At 46.1% G+C, this 20,004-nt stretch carries 15 protein-coding genes; 5 read left to right on the forward strand and 10 right to left on the reverse strand.

Going from position 1 to position 20,004, the window contains the following annotated elements; genetic code table 11:
• Positions 1-110: 110 nt before the first annotated feature.
• Positions 111-2,552, reverse strand: coding sequence for a TonB-dependent receptor (locus AC23N5_RS07090; protein WP_487755006.1), 2,442 nt, complete (start codon positions 2,550-2,552; stop codon positions 111-113).
• Between the two features lie 74 nt (positions 2,553-2,626).
• Between AC23N5_RS07090 and AC23N5_RS07095 the strand changes: the two genes are divergently transcribed.
• The 3 genes from AC23N5_RS07095 (at position 2,627) to AC23N5_RS07105 (ending at position 5,461) form a co-directional block, all read left to right on the forward strand.
• On the forward strand, positions 2,627-3,991 hold the full coding sequence (locus AC23N5_RS07095) for a dihydroorotase (protein WP_487755007.1): 1,365 nt from the start codon (positions 2,627-2,629) through the stop codon (positions 3,989-3,991).
• A gap of 157 nt (positions 3,992-4,148) precedes the next feature.
• The gene (locus tag AC23N5_RS07100; protein WP_487755008.1) at positions 4,149-4,862 is read left to right on the forward strand and encodes a hypothetical protein; all 714 of its coding nucleotides are present in this window, start codon (positions 4,149-4,151) and stop codon (positions 4,860-4,862) included.
• Between the two features lie 347 nt (positions 4,863-5,209).
• Positions 5,210-5,461, forward strand: coding sequence for a hypothetical protein (locus tag AC23N5_RS07105; RefSeq protein ID WP_183974453.1), 252 nt, complete (start codon positions 5,210-5,212; stop codon positions 5,459-5,461).
• Between the two features lie 73 nt (positions 5,462-5,534).
• On the opposite strand, the gene AC23N5_RS07110 is transcribed toward AC23N5_RS07105, so the two are convergent.
• From AC23N5_RS07110 to ribH, 5 genes are all read right to left on the reverse strand, one after another.
• Entirely contained in the window at positions 5,535-6,113 is a 579-nt protein-coding gene (locus AC23N5_RS07110) for a methyltransferase domain-containing protein (RefSeq protein WP_487755009.1), read from the reverse strand.
• A 53-nt stretch (positions 6,114-6,166) separates the two neighbouring features.
• Positions 6,167-6,664, reverse strand: coding sequence for a rhodanese-like domain-containing protein (locus tag AC23N5_RS07115; protein WP_487755010.1), 498 nt, complete (start codon positions 6,662-6,664; stop codon positions 6,167-6,169).
• Positions 6,664-7,401, reverse strand: a complete 738-nt coding sequence (locus AC23N5_RS07120; protein ID WP_487755011.1) for a DUF2490 domain-containing protein — start codon at positions 7,399-7,401, stop codon at positions 6,664-6,666. The genes AC23N5_RS07115 and AC23N5_RS07120 overlap by 1 nt, the downstream gene beginning before the upstream one ends.
• Positions 7,402-7,471: 70 nt before the next feature.
• A complete protein-coding gene (gene hisH, locus AC23N5_RS07125) occupies positions 7,472-8,059 on the reverse strand; it encodes an imidazole glycerol phosphate synthase subunit HisH (protein WP_183974460.1) in 588 nt (195 codons plus the stop codon).
• Positions 8,060-8,121: 62 nt separating this feature from the next.
• The gene (gene ribH, locus AC23N5_RS07130; RefSeq protein WP_183974462.1) at positions 8,122-8,601 is read right to left on the reverse strand and encodes a 6,7-dimethyl-8-ribityllumazine synthase; all 480 of its coding nucleotides are present in this window, start codon (positions 8,599-8,601) and stop codon (positions 8,122-8,124) included.
• Between the two features lie 163 nt (positions 8,602-8,764).
• Between ribH and AC23N5_RS07135 the strand changes: the two genes are divergently transcribed.
• On the forward strand, positions 8,765-10,183 hold the full coding sequence (locus tag AC23N5_RS07135; RefSeq protein WP_487755012.1) for a S8 family peptidase: 1,419 nt from the start codon (positions 8,765-8,767) through the stop codon (positions 10,181-10,183).
• Positions 10,184-10,194: 11 nt separating this feature from the next.
• On the opposite strand, the gene AC23N5_RS07140 is transcribed toward AC23N5_RS07135, so the two are convergent.
• The 4 genes from AC23N5_RS07140 to AC23N5_RS07155 form a co-directional block, all read right to left on the reverse strand.
• Positions 10,195-11,235 (reverse strand): DUF3500 domain-containing protein, encoded by a 1,041-nt coding sequence (locus tag AC23N5_RS07140; RefSeq protein WP_487755013.1) that lies wholly within the window; start codon positions 11,233-11,235, stop codon positions 10,195-10,197.
• A gap of 141 nt (positions 11,236-11,376) precedes the next feature.
• Positions 11,377-11,958 carry a hypothetical protein gene (locus AC23N5_RS07145; RefSeq protein ID WP_487755014.1) on the reverse strand — a complete coding sequence of 194 codons (582 nt, stop codon included), beginning with the start codon at positions 11,956-11,958 and terminating at the stop codon, positions 11,377-11,379.
• Positions 11,959-12,009: 51 nt separating this feature from the next.
• On the reverse strand, positions 12,010-13,767 hold the full coding sequence (locus AC23N5_RS07150) for an Ig-like domain repeat protein (RefSeq protein ID WP_183974474.1): 1,758 nt from the start codon (positions 13,765-13,767) through the stop codon (positions 12,010-12,012).
• Positions 13,768-13,808: 41 nt separating this feature from the next.
• Positions 13,809-16,607 (reverse strand): TonB-dependent receptor, encoded by a 2,799-nt coding sequence (locus AC23N5_RS07155; RefSeq protein WP_487755015.1) that lies wholly within the window; start codon positions 16,605-16,607, stop codon positions 13,809-13,811.
• A gap of 311 nt (positions 16,608-16,918) precedes the next feature.
• On the opposite strand from AC23N5_RS07155, the gene AC23N5_RS07160 reads away from it, so the two are divergent.
• Positions 16,919-19,924: a serine hydrolase domain-containing protein gene (locus AC23N5_RS07160; protein ID WP_487755016.1), complete on the forward strand. Its 3,006-nt coding sequence runs from the start codon at positions 16,919-16,921 to the stop codon at positions 19,922-19,924.
• Positions 19,925-20,004 lie beyond the last annotated feature (80 nt).

Here is a 20,004-nt window from a genome sequence, read left to right on the forward strand (position 1 = left end):
GACCTGAGTTTAGTTATTACGAGGTCAGACGATAGTCAGACCTCAAATGATATACAACCTGATTTTTGTCGTCTGGAATTTTTACGGTCTGACTGTCGTCTGACCTAGGTTTAAAATTTAAAGTTATAACTCAACGTCGGCACAATCGGGAAAATCGAAATGCGTTGGAGGGCGGTTTGGGTACCTACAGGACGCCCGTTGGCATCAAAGACAGGCCGCGACGTGAGGTTGTAAAAAAACGGATTTCGTCGATTATACAGGTTATATATGCTCAACTCCCAAGTACGTTCGTGGTATTTTTTCTTCTTATGAAACTGCAAACTCAAATCAAAACGATGGTAAGGCTCAGCTCGGAAACTATTCTTAGGACCATAGTCATTGACGGTGCGCCCGTAGCTAAAAGGCGGATTGGAGATAACGGGAGCGAAGGTACCACTACCCGTTTGTGTGTATTGAACTTGAGGGGTGGTGTTATGGTGGTAGGCCGTATAATTGCTCTGCGGCAACGTAAGGGCATTGCCTGTACCATAGACCCACGTTCCTGAAAGCGTAATGCGAGGACTGATTTCGTAAATCCCTACGACCGATAAATCATGGCGGCGGTCGTAACGTGGGAAGAATTTTTGCCCAAAATTAAGTTCTGCAAATTGCCATTGGGTCCACGACAAAGTATAACCAATCCAGCCCGAAAACTTTCCTGTTTTTTTCTGTAACAACACTTCAGCTCCGTACGACCAGCCGCGTCCGCTAGTGATATTTTCGTCCCAGCGCACTTTGTCAGCACTCGACGGGTCGTCAATCAGCAAAAAGCTAGAGCCTTCCTTGTAATTGACAATGTTGTTCATGTTTTTGTAGTATCCTTCTATGGTGAGCGCGAGCCCTTGCTTTTCAAAATCTTTGGCAAAACCTGCGGCAACTTGGCTCGACTGCTGCGGGGCAATTTTATCCGTCGAAGGCACCCACAAATCAGTAGGAAGGCCGATGCCTGTGTTTGACAATAAATGGATATATTGATTCATGCGCGCATACGATGCCTTAAACGATAGATCGGGACGCAGCATAAAAGCCGTTGAAATGCGTGGTTCAGGGCGGAGGTAGTTTTGGTTTTCGGCCTTAAAATAACTCAACCGCAAGCCCGCATTCATCTTAAACCACGGGGTAGGCTTCCACGTATCTTCGACATACACGCCCGATTCTACGTTGTCGATGGCCTCTATTTCTTTTGAAAAACGGTCGATGTCTGAATCTTTTACCACCACCGCACTAGGAGTAAAACGGTGCAAGGTGGTCGAGGCTCCAAATCGAAGGGCATGTTGCGGATTTGGGAAATAATCAACATCGTATTTTAACCCCCAATCTCTTACCCCCGACGTATAACGAAGTTCGTACTGGTTGGTCGTAGTAGCGTTGGTTTGGCTGTCTTTGGCATAAATTTGAAACTGATAATTGCTAAAAATCAACGAGGCGTTGGAGAATAGTTTTTCGTTGAAAAGGTGATTCCAACGTAGCGTTCCCGTGGCATTTCCCCAGTTGAGCCCACCTTCGCTGGTCGAAGAAGTACCTTTATCGCGGAAGAAAAAACGATCCTTCCCAAAATACCCGCTGGCGTAGAGTTTATTCTTTTGTCCAAAATCATAATTCAACTTGGCATTGAGGTCATAGAAATAATAACCTCCTGTGCTAGTGCCATTGCTTTGAGCAGCAATGAGCGGTCGGGCTAATAAATCAAGGTAGGTGCGCCGTCCAGAGATTAAAAAAGAAGATTTGGCAGGGCTTGATTTTCGAAATTTGAGGGGACCTTCGAGCGTCAGGCGACTGGCAATGAGCCCACCTCCGCCTTCGCCGTGGAGTTTTTCTTTGTTGCCCTCTTTCATGTTCAGTTCCAATACTGACGAAAGTCGCCCGCCAAAACGTGCAGGAAATCCGCCTTTGGTCAGTTCGACACTTTTGAGGGCATCGCCGTTAAAGACCGAAAAGAACCCAAATAAGTGGCTGACGTTGTAAACGGGCGCATCGTCCAGAATAATCAAGTTTTGGTCAGGTCCACCGCCGCGCACGTAAATGCCCGTTTGTCCCTCCGACCCTTTTTGAACCCCTGGCATGAGTTGAATAACCCGCAACACGTCTTTTTCGCCCAGAAAAGCCGGGATTTTTTTGATTTGCTGGACAGGAATGTCGATGCGGCTCATTTGGGGTGTTTGGCTTACTTTGTCTGCTTCGCGTTTGCCCGAAACCACCACTTCGTTGAGCTGCCTTCCGAGGGCTTCGAGCGAAATGTTGAGTTCAAGGTTTTTTTGCAGCTTAACAGTACGGATTTCGGTGCCGTAGCCCACAAATGAAAATGCCAAAGTAACAGAATCGGCTGCAGGTAGCGTAAGCGAGTAAAAACCGTAGGTGTTGGAGGTCGTTCCTGTGATCGTTCCAGGCAGATAGACATTAACGCCGATGAGTTGTTCTTGACTGCCACTTTCGCGGACGTAGCCGCTGATGGTGTAACGTTGTTGCGCATACGTAGATAGAGAGAGCAGGCAAGCCCATAAAAATAAACGCATAAGGTGATGGCTGTTTAGTGAATGAGTGCTAAGTTTGACTTCAATTTATTTAACGAGCTTTTTTGTTATATAGTATGACTACTCTTCTAATTACCAATGCACGTCTCGTCAACGAGGGTAAAATCACCACACAAGATGTCTTTATCAAAGACGGTTTTATCGAACAAATCGGGGCAAATCTGAGCCATTTGTCTGCCTCGCAACTGATTGATGCCCAAGGAAAGTACTTGCTTCCAGGGGTTATCGACGACCAAGTGCATTTCAGAGAGCCTGGCCTTACGCACAAGGCATCGATTTATACCGAGGCCAAAGCAGCGGTAGCAGGCGGAACAACTTCTTTTATGGAAATGCCTAACACCGTTCCTAATGCACTGACACAAGGGCTGTTAGAAGACAAATACCAAATTGCGTCAAACACGTCGTTGGCCAACTATTCGTTTTTTATGGGGGCTTCCAACGACAACTACGACGAAGTAATGAAGACCATTTGTCCCGATGTGTGTGGGATAAAAATTTTCATGGGCTCGTCCACGGGCAACATGCTCGTAGATGCGCCCGGAGTACTCGAAAAGCTATTTGCCAATGCCCCTTGCTTGATTGCGACCCACTGCGAAGATGAGCCTACGGTAAAACAACGTACGGCGATGTTTAGAGAACAGTACGGCAACGACGTTCCGTACGACATTCACGCACTGGTACGCAACGAAGAAGCCTGCTACAAATCATCGTCGATGGCGGTAGAATTGGCCAAAAAACACGGAACGCGCCTCCATATACTTCACATTTCGACGGGCGACGAAACGAGCTTGTTTGAGGTAGGTGCCTACGGTGACTCGACCGTAGCGATGTCCGAAAAACGCAAAAAACGGATTACGTCGGAGGCTTGTGTGCACCATCTTTGGTTCGACTCGGAGGATTACCGCCGTTTGGGAACGCAGATAAAATGTAACCCCGCGATTAAGGCAGCGCATCACAAAGCTCAGATTTTACAAGCAGTCCTCGACAACCGCATCGACGTCATCGCCACTGACCATGCGCCGCATACCTGGGACGAAAAATCGAAAGGCTACTGGGAGGCACCGTCGGGCTTGCCGTTGGTACAACATTCGCTCAACATGATGTTGGAGTTTGTCCAGCAGGGTAAAATTTCAATCGAGCGCGTAGTTGAGAAAATGAGCCATGCCGTTGCTGACGTGTTTGCCATAGACCGCCGTGGGTACATCCGCGAAGGGTATTGGGCCGATTTGGTGTTGGTGGACTTGAACGACAGCACGACAGTTTCTAAAGAAAATATTCTTTTCAAGTGCGGTTGGTCGCCTTTGGAAGGGACAACGCTTCACTCCCGCGTAACGCACACACTCGTATCGGGGCATTTGGTGTATGCCAATGGCGTTTTTGACGAATCAGCAAAGGGTAAGCGCTTGCGGTTTGAGCGGTAGTTTTTTGCAACTACATCAAACATATTGCAACCATATAAGACATATAAGGGCATATAAGTTGACCATTTTAGACCATCTTATAATCTCTTATATGACTTAGATGGTTTTTATAATTATAGTACGCTACTGATTATTCAGCAGTTATCAACCTCCCACAATGCGATTATTCCATTTCATTCTTGGCTATTTCTCGTTGTTTACCTCTGCCTACGCCCAACAGACTCTAGTAGGCTTATATGAAGGTACATTCATGGAACAGCCATGTGTGTTGTCACTCAACGTTTTTAAGGAGAAAGTCACAGGTACGTTTTACACCAGTTATTACAGCAATCATGGTTTAGAGGGGACGTTAATAAACGGGGAGTTAAAAGCACGTTTACACCATAAAACGCTAGGCACCTCCCCTCTGACAGGAACACTGAAGAGCGATAAATTGGACGCAACTATCGTTTTTTTAAACAACACACCCCCTTTTCAAGAAACAACTGTCTCGCTCAGGTTAGAACGTAAAAACAACGATACTACCTTCCATTTAGAGGCGTATTTTGAAAAACCCAAGCTAGATACCGATTTGGTGGGAACATGGAAGGTTATTTCTGAAACTGATTATAAAAATGAACTGCCGCGTAGCCACACTAAAAAACACTTCTTTAAAGAGGGAGAGATGCGAATAGAAGGTATGAATCTAGGTTCAGAAAAGGATTCTTTTCCCCTCGAACTTAGGTGGTACATCGTAAATGAGTGTCTCTATTCTGCCATTTTTATATCGGGAGCATTTGTCCTTGAATCAAAAGAAGGACGGTACAACATCAACAACGATATATTGACGGTGCTGGGGGAAAGAAGAACCATGTACCTAAGAGAACCCTAATCTATTCGCCTTAACAATTCCCTTTTTCGTTTCACCCAGCATTTTACCCGATTCATCGGGCAGAAGAGCCAGTTTGTCAATTTTTTTTGGTGTGATGCAACCTTTCGTACCACCTTTGCATCATATAATCGACGCCGCTAAGGGCAACGGTTATTGGATGAAAGGAATTATTTCAGTACAAAAAAAATAGCTTACCATTCGTCCTTAAAATTTGCCGCTTAACACGAATCAAACAAAAAACAAGGTACTTTGTATTGCATAATACCAGACAAAACATATATCTTTGTTTCAACATTCAGCCAGAAGACAAATCAACCATTAAAATCACCATCAAAACTCATACAGTCATGAAAGCCATTACCTTCGCCGCCGTTCTGTGTTTGTTAAGTTCTTCAGCCTTTTCAATTGGCCGCCCACACAATGTTTTTGCTACCCGCAAAGCCATGCAAGAGGCAAGCCAAGTAAAGAAGGACGTGGTACCACAGCGTTCGCTTTTGAAAGAAGTGACGCAGCAAGCGCAGAACGGTGCCGAAGGCACTCGTCAAGCAGTTTCGACGGTTACTAAAATCGTTCGTTTCTTAACGACTCTTGCCGATTAATCATTTGTATCCAATTTTTTAATGTAGTTAGGGTTTAGGATAGCGGATAGACGCTGCTCTTTGTGGGTGGCGTCTATCTTTTTGCTATAAAAAACACTTCACTTCCTGCCCGTGGTGGAATAGAAGCAGGAGCTAAATCGAAGGTAACCTTAAAAGCAGCCTTATCGAAAAGGGCTTGATACTCTGCCACATTTCCGCCAAAAGGTGGCCCGCCTTCAAAGGCGCGGTTGAACAAAAGTCCCGCAAGTAGTCCATCTTCCGACAACAATTCCACCATTTTTTGGACATACTTACTTCGCAATGAAGGAGAAATGGCGCAGAAAAAGGTTTGCTCCACAATGAGGTCATACACACCCGAATGTTCAAAAAAATCGGCACAAACGACTTGTAGCCCTTTTTTCTGGTAGTCATCTACCAAACGTTGGCATACCACTTCCGAAATATCCACCACCGTTACGTTGTCAAATCCTTGTTCGAGCAAGTACGCTGCCTCGTAGCTATTTCCACCCCCAGGAATAAGAATACGGAGGTGTTTGTCGGTAAGGGTATCAAAAAACTGTTTCAAAGGTGGTGACACGTAGCCAATGTCCCAGCCCGTTTGGTGCTGCAAATAGCGTTCGTCCCAGTAATTTTTGTCCAAAAAATCGCCCATCGTATTTTCAATCGGTCTTATCTCTCATAACTAATGTCTCATCGTTCTAAAACTCACTCATACACCTTCTCGCCTTTGTTGAGCCAAATTCCCCACGTCCGAGAATAGGCGTGTACTTTTTGGGTAGGTTTTCCTTGGTTATCCACGACGGTATTGCCCTGGTTGACCCACTCAAAAATGCTCCCGTACAAGTTACGAACGTTCTGAAAACCTGCGGCTTTGAGTTTTTCGCCTACCCGCTCACTACGAACACCCACCGTACAATAGACCACAATCGGCGTGTTTTTTGGCAAATCAGCGACGGATTTTGGGTTAAATTCATCGTAGCCCACCCAACGCGCTTCAGGAAGGTGGCTTACGTCGTATTCGTTTTTGGCGCGGGTATCAAGCAACACAACGTTTTTGAGTTCCTTTTTTAAATCGGTACAACTCACCGTAGGCACCGTATGTTTATACATGCCTTCGAGCATTACTTTATAGGCACGGCTATTGGTTTGTGCGTTGGGTTTCAACCACGAAAACATGAGCAAAAAGAAGGCAAAAGCACGCATCAAATATCAACGGCTAAGTGAAGATTCAGAATATTTTGTTCGTCAAACTCAATGATGGTAGCCCGACGAGCATGAATGAAGGTATAACCTGTTTCGAGGCTAACTCGTTCGCTCAAGCTCCACAAAAAGCTTCCTCCCAACCAAAACTGATGAAAACGTAAAGGTTTCTGATTGGGAAGCGATGGCGGGTCGTGGAAAAGAATTTCAGTCACGCCATTCAGGCTCACAAAAGGGGTCAGTTCGTACCGAGCAGTGGCGCGGGCTCGTACCCTGCCTACTGGGCGGTAGTCGTTGGCTTTGAAAAAGCGGATTTCCTGCATGAATCGCTCCCTGAACGTAAACTTAGAACCTTCTTTTTCTTGGTTAAATTCAATTCCACCAGCATACCTAATTTCTTGCCCAGTAGGTGCATTGAAGTCTTCGGTTTTGCCCAACAATTGATTGGTTTTCATGTAACTGATTTGGGCAAGGTGTATCCAGAAGGTATTAGGCGTATTGCGGTACGTGACCAGTGCTTGTCCGCCCACCATAAGCGGGTTCGCAAGCGGATTGTGAGGACTAACGGAGTAATTGTTTTGTCGCCGCCAAAGAAGCGTCCCCGAGAATTTCCAGTTGGGAGTAGGTTCTTTGGCTAACTGAATCCGCGACCACAAGGTAAAGTGTGGGTAATGAGCCTCTTGCGAAAGCCCATCGAGAGAGAGGCTAATGCCAACTAAAAGCAGTAGAAAAGAGCGCAAGGAAATAAAAGTGAGTTTGAGTCGTAGGGAAATGTGTCGCTCTGATAAGCAACAAGCGACACATCTCTAATTATAATTTCAGGAAATTTTCAAAAATCCGTTGCCCTACATTTCCGCTGATTTCGGAGTGAAACTGAGCGGCGAAGAAATTGTCTTTTTGCAACATAGCCGAATACTCCAAAATGTAATTGGTTTTGGCGGCCGTTTGGTCACAAAGCGGGGCATAGTACCCGTGGTTGTAATACACGTAGTCGTGTTCGTTGAGTCCTGCACAAAGTGGGTTATTCAACTCATAAATATCGTTCCAGCCCGTTTGGGGCACTTTAAAACCCGATACGCGCGGAAAACGCAGCACGTCCACGTCAAAAATCCCCATGCAAGTGGTGTCGTTTTCTTCCGAATAGCGACACATGAGTTGCATCCCCACGCAAGTACCCAAAACGGGTTGGCGCAGGGTCGGGATGAGCTGATCGAGTTGGTGTTCTCTCAAATAGGCCATGGCCGTACTGGCTTCACCTACACCTGGAAAAATCACTTTATCAGCCGCCAAAATGGTTTCGGGGTCGTCGGTCCACTCGTAAGCGGCCCCGATACGGTCGAGGGCATACATCACCGACTGCACATTGCCCGCGTTATATTTGATAATGACAGTTTTCATGGTTAACCTCACCCCTAGCCCCTGGGAGTTAGAGGGCTTACTTTATGCGTATAACTTTTTATTTATTGTAAACTCAGCATTTTGATGGCTGTAATGGCTGCTTCGTCGCCTTTGTTGCCGTGGATACCTCCCGCGCGGTCGAGGGCTTGTTGGAGGGTATTGGGTGTAAGGACGCCAAAAATAACGGGCTTGTTGTACTTCAAGGCCACGTCGGTGAGGCCATGCGCTACGGCGTGGTTGATGTAGTCGTTGTGCTTGGTTTCTCCCTGAATCACGCAGCCAATGGCAATCACGGCGTCCACGTCGGCTTTTTGGGCATATACTTGTGAGCCAAAACTAAGCTCAAAACTTCCAGGAACGTTGGCACGAAGGATATTTTGCGTTTGCGCTCCGTGGTCAACAAGCGTTTTGTAAGCTCCTTGAAACAAAGCTTCGGTTACGTCCGAATTCCACTCGGCTACTACAATCACAAATTTTTTGTGGGTGATGTCAGGCAGACCGTCGGTGGTAAAAACGCTCAAATTTTTATCAGCAGATGACATGGGTGAGTTGGTCGTTTACGATGTTTGGGGGAAAGAAAAACCGATCCCTCCGCAAAATTAGGGTATTAGCGTCAACATTCCATTTTTTATCAGGCCCGCCTCCAAGATTTGTATAGTTTAGCATCATCTTTGCTCAGAGCTAAAAGGTGAATAACGATAAACGATGAGCAACCTTTTCAGCAAAGTTTTATTAGTAGTCGGTGTATGGATGATGGCATTGGAAATAGGCCAAAGCCAAAATCGTTACTTGGTTTATTTCAAAGACAAATCAGGAACGTCGTATTCCACGGCCAATCCACAGCACTACTTATCGGCGCGGGCCATTGCTCGCCGTCAGCGGCAACACATTGCCGTTTCCGAACGCGATTTTCCTCCGAATGCTTCGTACATTCAATCCATCAAAAATTTAGGAGCAACAGTATTGTACAAAACGCGTTGGCTCAATGGGGTACTTGTTGAAACCAACAGCACCACACTTTCGCAAATTTTGGCATTGCCTTTTGTCAAAGGCATAGAAGGCAACGGCGACATTCGCAACGCGCGGGTATCAGCCGAAAATCGTTCTAACAATAAAACGGACAAATGGGGGACGACCACGACCGAAGGATACGGTTTTTCGGAAAATCAAGTAAAAATGCTGTGTGCCGATAGTATGCACTCGGCGGGGTATCGGGGCGAAGGAATGCTCATTGGCGTGCTCGATGGCGGGTTTCAGAATGCCAACCTACACCCAAGTTTGCAACCGTTGTTTAGCGAAAATCGGGTGCTTTCGACCTTTGATTTTGTGGATAACGAAACCGATGTCTATGACGACCACAGCCACGGCACCAACGTGCTTTCGTGCATGGCAAGCTACATGCCCGATACGCTCATTGGAACGGCCTACAAAGCATCGTACGTACTTCTCCGCACCGAAGACGATGCCACCGAAACTAAGATAGAAGAAGCCTATTGGGTGTTTGGCGCAGAGTACGCCGACAGCCTTGGGGTGGACGTCATCAATTCTTCGTTGGGCTACAGTGAGTTTGACAACCCTGCCCAAAATTACACCTATTCCCAAATGAACGGCGACGTGGCGCTCTCTACCCGTGGTGCTGATTTGGCCGCGCAAGCGGGCATTTTGGTGGTTGTTTCGGCAGGAAACTCGGGCAATTCGCCTTGGCAATACATCACTGCTCCCGCCGACGGCGATTCAGTGCTGGCAGTAGGCGCGGTCAATCCTGCGGGGATTCGGACGAGTTTTAGCTCCATTGGGCCCTCCGCCGATGGGCGAGTCAAGCCCGATGTAGCCGCGCAGGGGAGTTTTGTGGTCGTGGCTACGCCCAGTGGTAGTTATGCGTACAGCCAAGGAACGTCGTTTGCGGCACCTTTATTGGCAGGGATGGCCGCGGGTTTTTGGCAAGCGCATCCCAACCTGACCAACGTTCAGGTAATGAACTACCTCAAACAATCGGGTACGCAAGCCCAGTCACCCGACTATTTGTTGGGATATGGTATTCCTAATTTCAAAAAAGCCGACGCGCTTGCAAGCGAATGCACTACTCAAAAATGTGTACCTGTTACGGCTAGGATTGTTAAATAGGGCACTCCTCCTCACTTCCGATGACCTGCTTCGTAGTGGGCTTTGAGGAGGTCTTCGCCCCAATCGTTGGTTAAATCGCGAACCACAGTATGAACGTGGTTGGCGTTGTTTTGGGTGTTGTCGTATTCTATCAAAAACGTAGGCCCGTGAATGCGGTAATAATGCCCTCGCCCTGTCCCTCTGACGGGCTCTTGGTCGCCCATCCAACAAAAGGCAATGGACGTTAAATCAGCTTGGTTGAGTTTCTTGAGGGCTTGGTTTTTGAGCGTGACGTGGTAACGTTGAAAATATACTTGAAGTAACTTCTTAAAAAGGTCCTGCTGGGCGGCGGTCATGTCACCCCAAACTAACCCTTCGCGTTTTTCGAGCATGACGCGCCTTGTGTTGGTCGAGACAATATCGCTCGGTGCTTTGTCGGACAACACCACTTTGGCACGTTGTGCGGGGGTCAACGAATGTAAAAGGGCAAACGCAGCGTCGGCTTCTTCTTTCAGTACTTGTTTTCCTTCTTGGATAAAACCAGGCAATACAAGGGCAGGGTTGCTCCCAAAAAAGCTGGGTAAAAACTCAATGGCCTCCCCCACGAGGGTAACATGCAGCGAGATATGGTGTCCTTCTACACTCCACCCCCAAGGCTGTTTGGTTGAGGGCGTACCAAATACCAAAAAGGCGTAATTTTCAGGATCGCGGTAGGTGTCGTTTTCGGGGCGTTTTTCTACTTGACGCAGTACGTATTCCAATGCGATGATGTCGTTTACTTTTGCTTTTCCCACATCGCTCAAAGCCACTTCCAGCAATTGCATGGCGGCTTTTCGCTGGACTTCGTTCATCTTTTTGAGGGGAAGCCCCTTACGCGAGCGCGGGGTATAGTTCCAGTCGTAACGCCAGTCCGAATCAAACGCCAGATTCGCTTCGTTCTTCTGCTCGTCCGACAAACTGTTAAGAAACGCCTCAGCGGAGGTACGCATCTGCTGGCCAAGCGACGGCTGACCGAAAACATAGGAATGAATCCCGCCAACGAGTAAAAAGAGAAAAACAAAAACAGATTTCATGGTTTTTTTTAGACTGAAAATCAATTTGTTAAAGCTTTCTACTCTATTTCAATCTATCATCGGCCTTGCAAGCGAAAATGGCATAAAAAAACCAGAAGCATTTGCCTCTGGCTTTTCTTATAATCTGACACCAATATGAATTTATTTCAACGGAATGGCTAGACTGTTTCTAGGTACCCATTCGTGAGTGTTTTTATCGTACTTGAGGGTGGAGTCGGGCCACTCAACGTACATTTTCATGGTCAAGTATTTGTCGATATTTCCTTCTTTTGTCATTGCTTTGAACAAAAATCCGCCTCGTTCAAGTACCACTTTTTCCTCCTTAAAATGAGGTGTACACCAAAGCTCTTCGTACTCGGTAGGCATCAATTTTTTTCCTAATTTAAACTTCCCTCCTACCCCTCGCCGAAACATCCCACTGCCTACGGGGCGAGTGATAAAGAAATAATGCGTGGAGTCAGGCGCAACGAAATAATTGACCAACTTATACTGCGGCAACCGGCCGACGTACTCCTGACGAAACTTGGCATCGAAGCGGGTGGTATTGGTCGCTCCACGGGCGTATTGACTCGTGTAAGTAATGATATTGGCCAATAACGTATCTTGTTCGGCTTGCGAAAAATACGTCTTTGCTTGGTACGGGTCTTTTTTACAACCCCAAAAAAACGGGGCGCTTAAAGCAACAAAAAAGAGAAAGAACGCGGTTGAAAAATGTGTTTTCATAGTTTCGGAGAGTCTGCTTTTAAAGACTCCCCGAAAGATAATCAGCAATTATTACTGTTTAGAATAGTCAGTTGTGTTTGGGCTAAAATTTGACCACTTCGCAGTCCAATCTTCTGAGCCAAATGCCCCAATGAAGCTAGCTGCCGTAAAGAATGAACCTGATGGCACAGTACCACCCGTAGCAAGTGTACCACCGTTGCTCAAAGTAAACGTTGGCGTTACGGCTTGGAATACTGATTGGCTAAGACCAAGACCTGCATAAGTAGCAAGAATTTTGTTGCCAGACTGAGCAGCAAACCACTCAGATGGTTTTGATGAACCAATGGTAATAGCTGCCACAGGAGATGCTGTGTTTACATCACGTACTGCAAAACCGTTTGGAGCTACTGTTGTTCCTTCTCCGAAACCACCTGTTCCCCAACCTGCAACACCTGCTACAATGACGCGGTTAAGTATTAACTCACCTGCATTCGCATTAGCTTGCGTATTTGTTCCATCAATATAAATACCGTTAGGATAACCTGTCACTACCGTGTTGTATATTTTAAGCTTGTTGTTACGACGCAAGTGCATACCATTTTGGAACTGAGGACTGATAGACGTCGCATTGGTTTCTTTTGGCCCAATCAATGATGCGTTTGAGATAGTCGCAGAAGTAAACGGAGTGGCAGCAGTTCCTTGACCGTCGTTATCCACTTCAAAACCATTTGAACCAGATTGGTCAGCCAAAGTTGCACCACGCATACCAATGATAAATTGAAGGTTACCACGGTATCCGAAGTCCATATCGAAATCATCATCAAGACCACGGTAAGCGACCAAATATTTTCCGTTCACAGTTCCACCAAACCACTCAAATGAATCGTCCAAACCGTAAGAAGCCTGTAAATACTCCATAGTAGTTCCGTTACCTACCGAACCAAAAGTGAAAGAGTTTACTTCTTGGTTAGGGTTGATAGGTACCCCAGCGTATTCTACCCGAACGTACTTCAAAGAACCTGAATTATCAGCGTCGTTTGAACCACCATGCCAGCCTTTGTAGCTACCTTCCAATTGAATACCTTTATCGCCCGTTGATTGGTTGTTTACGGCTCTTCCGCAAATTACCAAACCACCCCAGTCACCCGACTCGCGCTGACCTGCGGCACGCTCAGAGGTGAAAACGATTGGAGCATCAGCAGTACCGTTAGCAATAATTTTGCTTCCGCGTTGGATAATCAACGTTGCTTTTGAAGCACGGTCTCCAATGATGGTTGTTCCCGCCTCAATCGTCAATGTACCAGTGGCAGCTGTTGAAGAGAATGTTTCTGTTGTATCAGCACCTACCCGTACAAAACCGATAAGTTTATAAACCTTATCTTTTGTCCAAGATACATTACCCGTAAGTACTCCTCTTACTTCTACTACTGTTTTGGCAGGCACCGCCGAAACAGTTACTACCTGAGTGGCTACTGTAGAAGTTTGGTTTTTAGTATCTGTCGCTTGGAATGTAAATACAACACTTGCGCCTACTGGCAAATTTTCTATTGTATAATCTTTGGTATAGCTCTCAGCTGTTTGTCCTGCTGTATATACCTTGCTATCAAATGCTTGACCGTTTTTCAACACTGTTAGGGTCTGAAGACCTTCAGGGGCGTTGATGGTAGCAGTGATTTTGGCAACCGAACCTGCTACTCCAGTGAGAACGCTACCAGGAGTAATTACTGGTGCTGGGCCGATCTCTTCTTCTTTTTTACAAGCATTGAAAATCAATGCCATTGACAGCACTCCAAGTGTGAGGACTGTGTGAGCTAGACGACGAAAGTTCATCGGTTTGTTTGTTTTGTGTTACTAACTAATTGATTTATGAATTACAAAAGGCGGTATGAAAAGCCGAGGCTTACCAACTGGCCGGTGCGGTATTTTTGAACGAAGAAGTCTTTGCTAGACTCAAATTTGTTGTCTTTGTTAGAATCTTGCATGATGCGCCAAGGCTGATTCAACAAATCTTGCACGCCTCCTTTGAGTGTCCAACGCTGACCAAGTCCTTTTGAGAAAGTGAGGTCAACAATGTTACGAGGCATCTCGTACAAGTCTGGATACGCTTCAAAACCAACCGCTATGATACGACGGCCAATCACGTTGTAGAGCAAGTTGATTTGGAGGTCTTTCTTGGTATCGCTGTAGTTGATACCTACGTTGATGATATAAGGCGATTGTCCTTGAAGCGGGCGGTTGTCCGATTGCCCGATACCACGATCGCCAAGGCTAACACGGCTGTGAATCAAGGCAGTATTAAACAATAGGCTTGTTTTTTCAAAAATACGTGAGCCTGGAAGAACATTTCCTAACCCCTTTTTGATTTCGATTTCAATACCCGTGCTGTAGGCACTTGCGGCATTGTTGGTGATAAAAGTTTTTGAACCTAATCCTGTTGAACCCAAATCAACTGTTGATTCAATAGGCGTGTCAAAATACTTGTAGAAGGCAGCCACACTCACTAATTCCGAAGGCGTAGGATAGTGTTCCCAGCGCAAATCCATGTTTTGAATAGTCGCGATTTTAAGGTTTGGATTTCCTTCATATACCACGTTGAAATCAAAATCAAAGAACGAGAATGGCGCCAATTCGCGGAACTCAGGACGGTTTACGGTTACCCCGTATGCCGCTCTTAAAAGGGTCTTTTCTGTGAAGTTGTACGTAAGGTTTGCAGAAGGCAATACGCTCGTGATTTTGTTATCCACCTTTGCCGCTGCTCCTCCCAAATACGCACTGTTCATTTGCTGGCGGTTATTTTCGATTCGGACTCCTACGATGGCATTGAATTTTTTCGTAAATGGAATGTTGACCAAGCCATATCCTGCAATAAGTGTATTGTTAGACGTGTAGGAGTCGTTGGGGTTGGTTTGTTCGTCGATGCGAATACCGCCGTCGTTACGAACATTTTGGAACAAGGTGTTGATATCACTACTTGCTAAAGCAGGATTGAAGTTTCCACCACGTACATAGCCAAGGTTACGGGCTTTGAAAGTACGGTCTTTAATTTCGTAAAATCCACCAAATTTAAGTTCGATTTCTTTTTCACCAGCACTTACCTTTTGGGTAAGGTTGGCAGCGCCTGTGATTCCGCTCTCGTTCATTTTAGAACTAAAACGTCCCAAAAAATAAGCCTGTGCTTGCCCGATTGGAATGTAGATTTCGGTCTTGTTGGTCGCAGCATCCACTACGTCCGAACGATAGCGCTTATAGTCAGGCTGGTCGCGGTAGGAATTGTTGTAACCTGCCACCCAATCAATGACTGTTTTGTCGTTGTTAAATTTGTGCTTACCTGTCAACTGACCTGAGTAAATACCACGATATACTTGGTCAAACGAATGGTTGTTAGGGCGATAGTTTTGTGCAATATCTTGTCCAGAACGAAACACATAACGGCCGTTGCTGATTTGGTTGAACAAGTTCTTAAATTCAATACTGTGGTTGTTGTTGAAACGAAACGCCCAGTTGTGTAATACGCCCACGCGGTTGTTACGAGCGTAAGCTTTATCGTTATACTCAAACAATGTTTCAGTCACATCGTTGGCTCCGATGTTATAATCGTTACGTTGGTTGGTCGTCAAAAGGCGCGTTTCGCTGTAATTAACAGTCGTAATGTTGCCAATTTGAACCTTGCCAAGTTTCATTTTGAAGTTTCCAGTGAGCGAAACACGTTGGTCAGGAGTCGCGGTAGAAGCAACAGGAACCCACTCATTGCGCAACGAACGACCCGCTAACTCAACAAGTGCAGGGTTGTTGCTCACGGCACGAATGTCTTTCGGGAAGTTGCTGGGGAGATCTAAATACCCATTGTTAAAGCTTGTCCAGTAATTAGCCCCTTGCTTCGATTCTTTAAAATCTCCAAAAGTTGTTCCTTGGCGAATACCTAAGCTGTAATCAAGGGTAACGCTATTTTGATCAGGAATGCTTTTGGTATAAATTTTAACAATTCCACCCGCAAATTCGCCAGGAAGGTCAGCCGAAGGTGTCTTATAAATAAGCAGGCGGTCGATTTGACCACTAGGAATAACGTCAAAAGAGAATGCTTTCACGTCGGTTTCCATGGAAGGCGTGAAGGCATTGTGCAGCATCACGTTGTTATAACGAGAGTTAAGACCACGAATGGTGATAAAACGATCACCTACAATCGTAATCCCTGGCACGCGTTTTACTACTTGCGCAGCGTCGCGGTCGAGGGAACGAGTGATTTGTTGTGAAGAAATCCCGCTAACGATGTTTTGAGAAGCTTTAATTTCGCTAATAACCGACACTTCGGTATTGGTTTGGCGGGTCGCTACTACTTTTACTTCGGCAAGGGTAGCAGCTGCTTCCAAAAGCGCCGTGTTGATTTCAGTGATTTTTTCGGCTTCTATTTTTACGTTTGGAATATTTTCGGTGCGGTATGAAACATACGTAACTTCTACCGTGTAAGCGCCCGCAGGAACTTTGGCCATTGAGAAAAACCCATTAACGTCGGTAGTTGACCCTAGTTGGGTACCTACGATTCTGACGGTTGCGCCAATAAGCGTTTCTTTTGTTTTGGCATCGGTGATTGTTCCGCGAAGTGTTCCTGTTTGGGCAAAAGTGGCAAAACTCAGCAGAAGCATCGCCAATAAGGCAGTAAATTGTCGTAACATTTTTTGAATGGTCAACATTTGGGAGTTGTAATATTTGATTCAATTTGGTGTCATAAATCCTTTATCAGGATTGCGCTGCAAAGGTAGAAGTGCAATATTAAGTCAATGTTAACCCAGTATTACGGCTAGGTTATATTTGAAAAATAAACGGATAAGTACCTATAATTCACCCTGTTTCAAGAAATGGCTCGTTAGTTAAATTTAGTTTATAAATAATAAACAGTTCAGGTTAAATTGTACCAGAATATCGGTTTTGTACAATTTTTGTGGAGAGGTTTTAGTAACTTTGTCGCTATTTTTAAATCAGTGAAATGAAGATTTTTTGGACGAATTCTATTGCAGGAGTTATCATAAGTGTGGGCGTTGCGATGGGGCTGGTGGGCTCTTATCACAAAGAGGCAGACGGAAAGCCTACGCAATGGGCGCTAAAAGAAGACAATGCTCCCTCTAAAGCGGTTTTTGAAGCAAATCGCTGGGCAGATAGTGTCTTTAGCAAAATGACCCTCGAAGAAAAAATCGGGCAGGTTTTTATGATTGCCACCTACTCAGACCGTAATGAAACCTACTATCGGCACGTGGACAATCTCATCAGAAATCATCATATCGGCGGGCTCATTTTTTTTAAAGGAGGCCCTTCGCGGCAAGCAAAACTCGTAAACCGTTATCAGGCGCTTTCAAAAGTACCCTTGATGGTGGGCATCGACGGCGAATGGGGGCTGGGAATGCGCCTCGACAGCATCGACGATTTCCCCAAACAAATGACCCTCGGCGCCATTCAGGACAATCAATACATTTATAAAATGGGGCGGATGATTGGGCGTCAGTGCCAATTGGCGGGTATCCAAGTCAATTTTGCCCCCGTGGCCGACATCAACTCAAACCCTCGGAACCCTGTGATTGGACTACGCTCGTTTGGAGAAGACCGTGACAATGTAACCGCCAAAGCGGCTGCGTATATGAAAGGGCTTCAACACCAACGGGTGATCGCCACTGCCAAACACTTCCCTGGCCATGGCGATACGGGCACCGACTCCCACTTTACCTTACCTGTGCTTTCACACTCGACCGACCATCTGACCCAAACCGACTTATATCCTTTTCAAAAACTGATTGCCGACAGCCTTACGGGAATTATCACGGGGCATTTATACGTTCCCGTTCTTGACAATCGTCCTCACCTTGCCTCTTCTCTTTCCGAAAAAATAGTAACCGATTTGCTCAAAAAACAAATGGGCTTTCAGGGATTGGTCTTCACTGATGCCATGAACATGAAAGGTGTAGTGCGTGGCCGAACGCCCGTTGAAGCGAACATAAAAGCATTGGTAGCAGGAAATGATGTACTACTATATCCCGAAAGCGTGATTGAGTCGGTGCGGCGTATCAAAGAAAGTGTATCGCGAGGGACGATTCCGATGGACGTCATCGACGAAAAAGTACGAAAAATATTACGGGCAAAGTATTGGACAGGCTTGCACCTTACCAAGCCAATTCCTGTTGTCTCTCTCAACGCATCGCTACAGGCCCCCGAAGTAAAAGCCCTCACGCGTGATTTGTGCGAACAAGCCGTTACTTTGGTACGAAACGATAACCAACTCCTGCCACTTTCATCGCTTGATACGTGTAGTTTTGCCTCGATTGCCATCGGAGGCGGGGGTATCAATCTGTTCCAACAAACTTTAAGCAAATATGCCCCGTTCAAGCATATTGTGTATGCCGACAAACCTACCACCAACCAAGAAATAGAAGGTTTGGTGGCACAAGCGGCCAATGCCAACGTGGTGATGGTTAGTTTGCACGATACCCGACGCAATTTTAATCGTCCTTTTACCATTACTCCTGCCACGATTGAACTCCTCAACCGCTTGCAACAAAAAGCCAAGGTGATTGTGAGCATTTTTGCCACCCCTTACGCCTTGAAGCAACTGCCCGCTACGTCCGCAGTAGTATGTGCTTACGAAAACCTACCCGACCTGGAAGTAGTGGCTGCGGAACAAATTTTTGGGGCGTTGCCATTCAAAGGCAAATTGCCTGTTTCCATTGAAAACACGTATGAGTTAGGAACGGGTATCATCACCAAGCCACTCAACCGCCTACAAATCGGCTATCCCGAACAAGTCGGTATGAGTGCTGAGGTTTTGAACAAAATCGACACCCTCGTCGAGCGCTCGATTCAGGCGCGCATTTTCCCTGGCTGCGAAGTAGTAGTGGCGCGCAAAGGACGCGTGGTGTTTCAGCGGAGCTACGGCACCTTGACTTACGATAACCTCACCGAAAAAGTCACCAACGAAACCCTCTACGACGTGGCGTCGGTGACCAAGGTAGCCGCAACGCTCCAAGCCGTGATGTACCTACACGAAGAAGGTGTTTTGGACTTAAAACAAAAAGCGGCACACTATTTGCCTGAACTCGTAGGAACAAACAAAGCGGCAATTACCATCGAGGACTTACTACTGCACCGTTCGGGTTTGGTGTCATTTTATCCCAAACTTTGGGAGCGTACCAAAACAGGCGGCGGTGGGCTGATGACCGAGTATTACAGCTCAATTCGAGACAGCGTGTATTCGATGCAAATTGCCCCCAAGCTTTTTGCCAAACCCGCCCTACGCGATTCGGTTTGGAAAGGCATCATCCAGTCACCGATGCGCAAAGAAGTCAATGGGAAGCATTCGTTTGTGTATAGTGATTTGGGGATTTTGGTGCTACAAAAAGTAGTAGAACGAATCACCAATCAGCCGTTAGATGAGTTTTTGAGTCAAAATTTCTACGAACCACTCGGAATGATGACGACGACCTATTTGCCTTTGGGGCGTTTTCCAGAAAGTCAGATTGCACCTACTGAAAACGACTTTTCGTACCGAAATCAGTTGCTTCGGGGCACAGTTCATGACCAAATGGCCGCAGTTTATGGCGGAGTTGCGGGCCATGCGGGTTTGTTCAGCACAGCCTACGACTTGGCCATTTTGATGCAGATGAACCTACAAAAAGGGCACTACGGCGACCGTCGGTATTTTCAAGAAGAAACCCTACCCTTGTTTTCAAAAATGTATGACTCGGCCCATCACCGTGGGTTGGGCTGGGACAAAGCTCCCACCAGCAGCGAAAGCAATTTTGTGGCGGCGGCAGCTTCCTCCAATTCGTTTGGGCATTCGGGTTTTACGGGCACCATGGTGTGGGTTGACCCTAAAGAAGAACTGGTGTTTGTGATGTTGTCAAACCGTGTGCATCCCAATGCCGAAAACAACGAAATCAACCGAAAACGAATCCGTCGGAGAGTCCACGAAATCGTTTATCAGGCCATTCTCAAAGACGGAAAATAAATCTCATTCTTTGAAAAGTGATGATGTATCAATAAAGAGGTAATTTTAAGCGTTTTTATCAAAATCAATACATTAACGGA

It is taken from the genome of Runella sp. R5_40 (genome assembly GCF_057652295.1).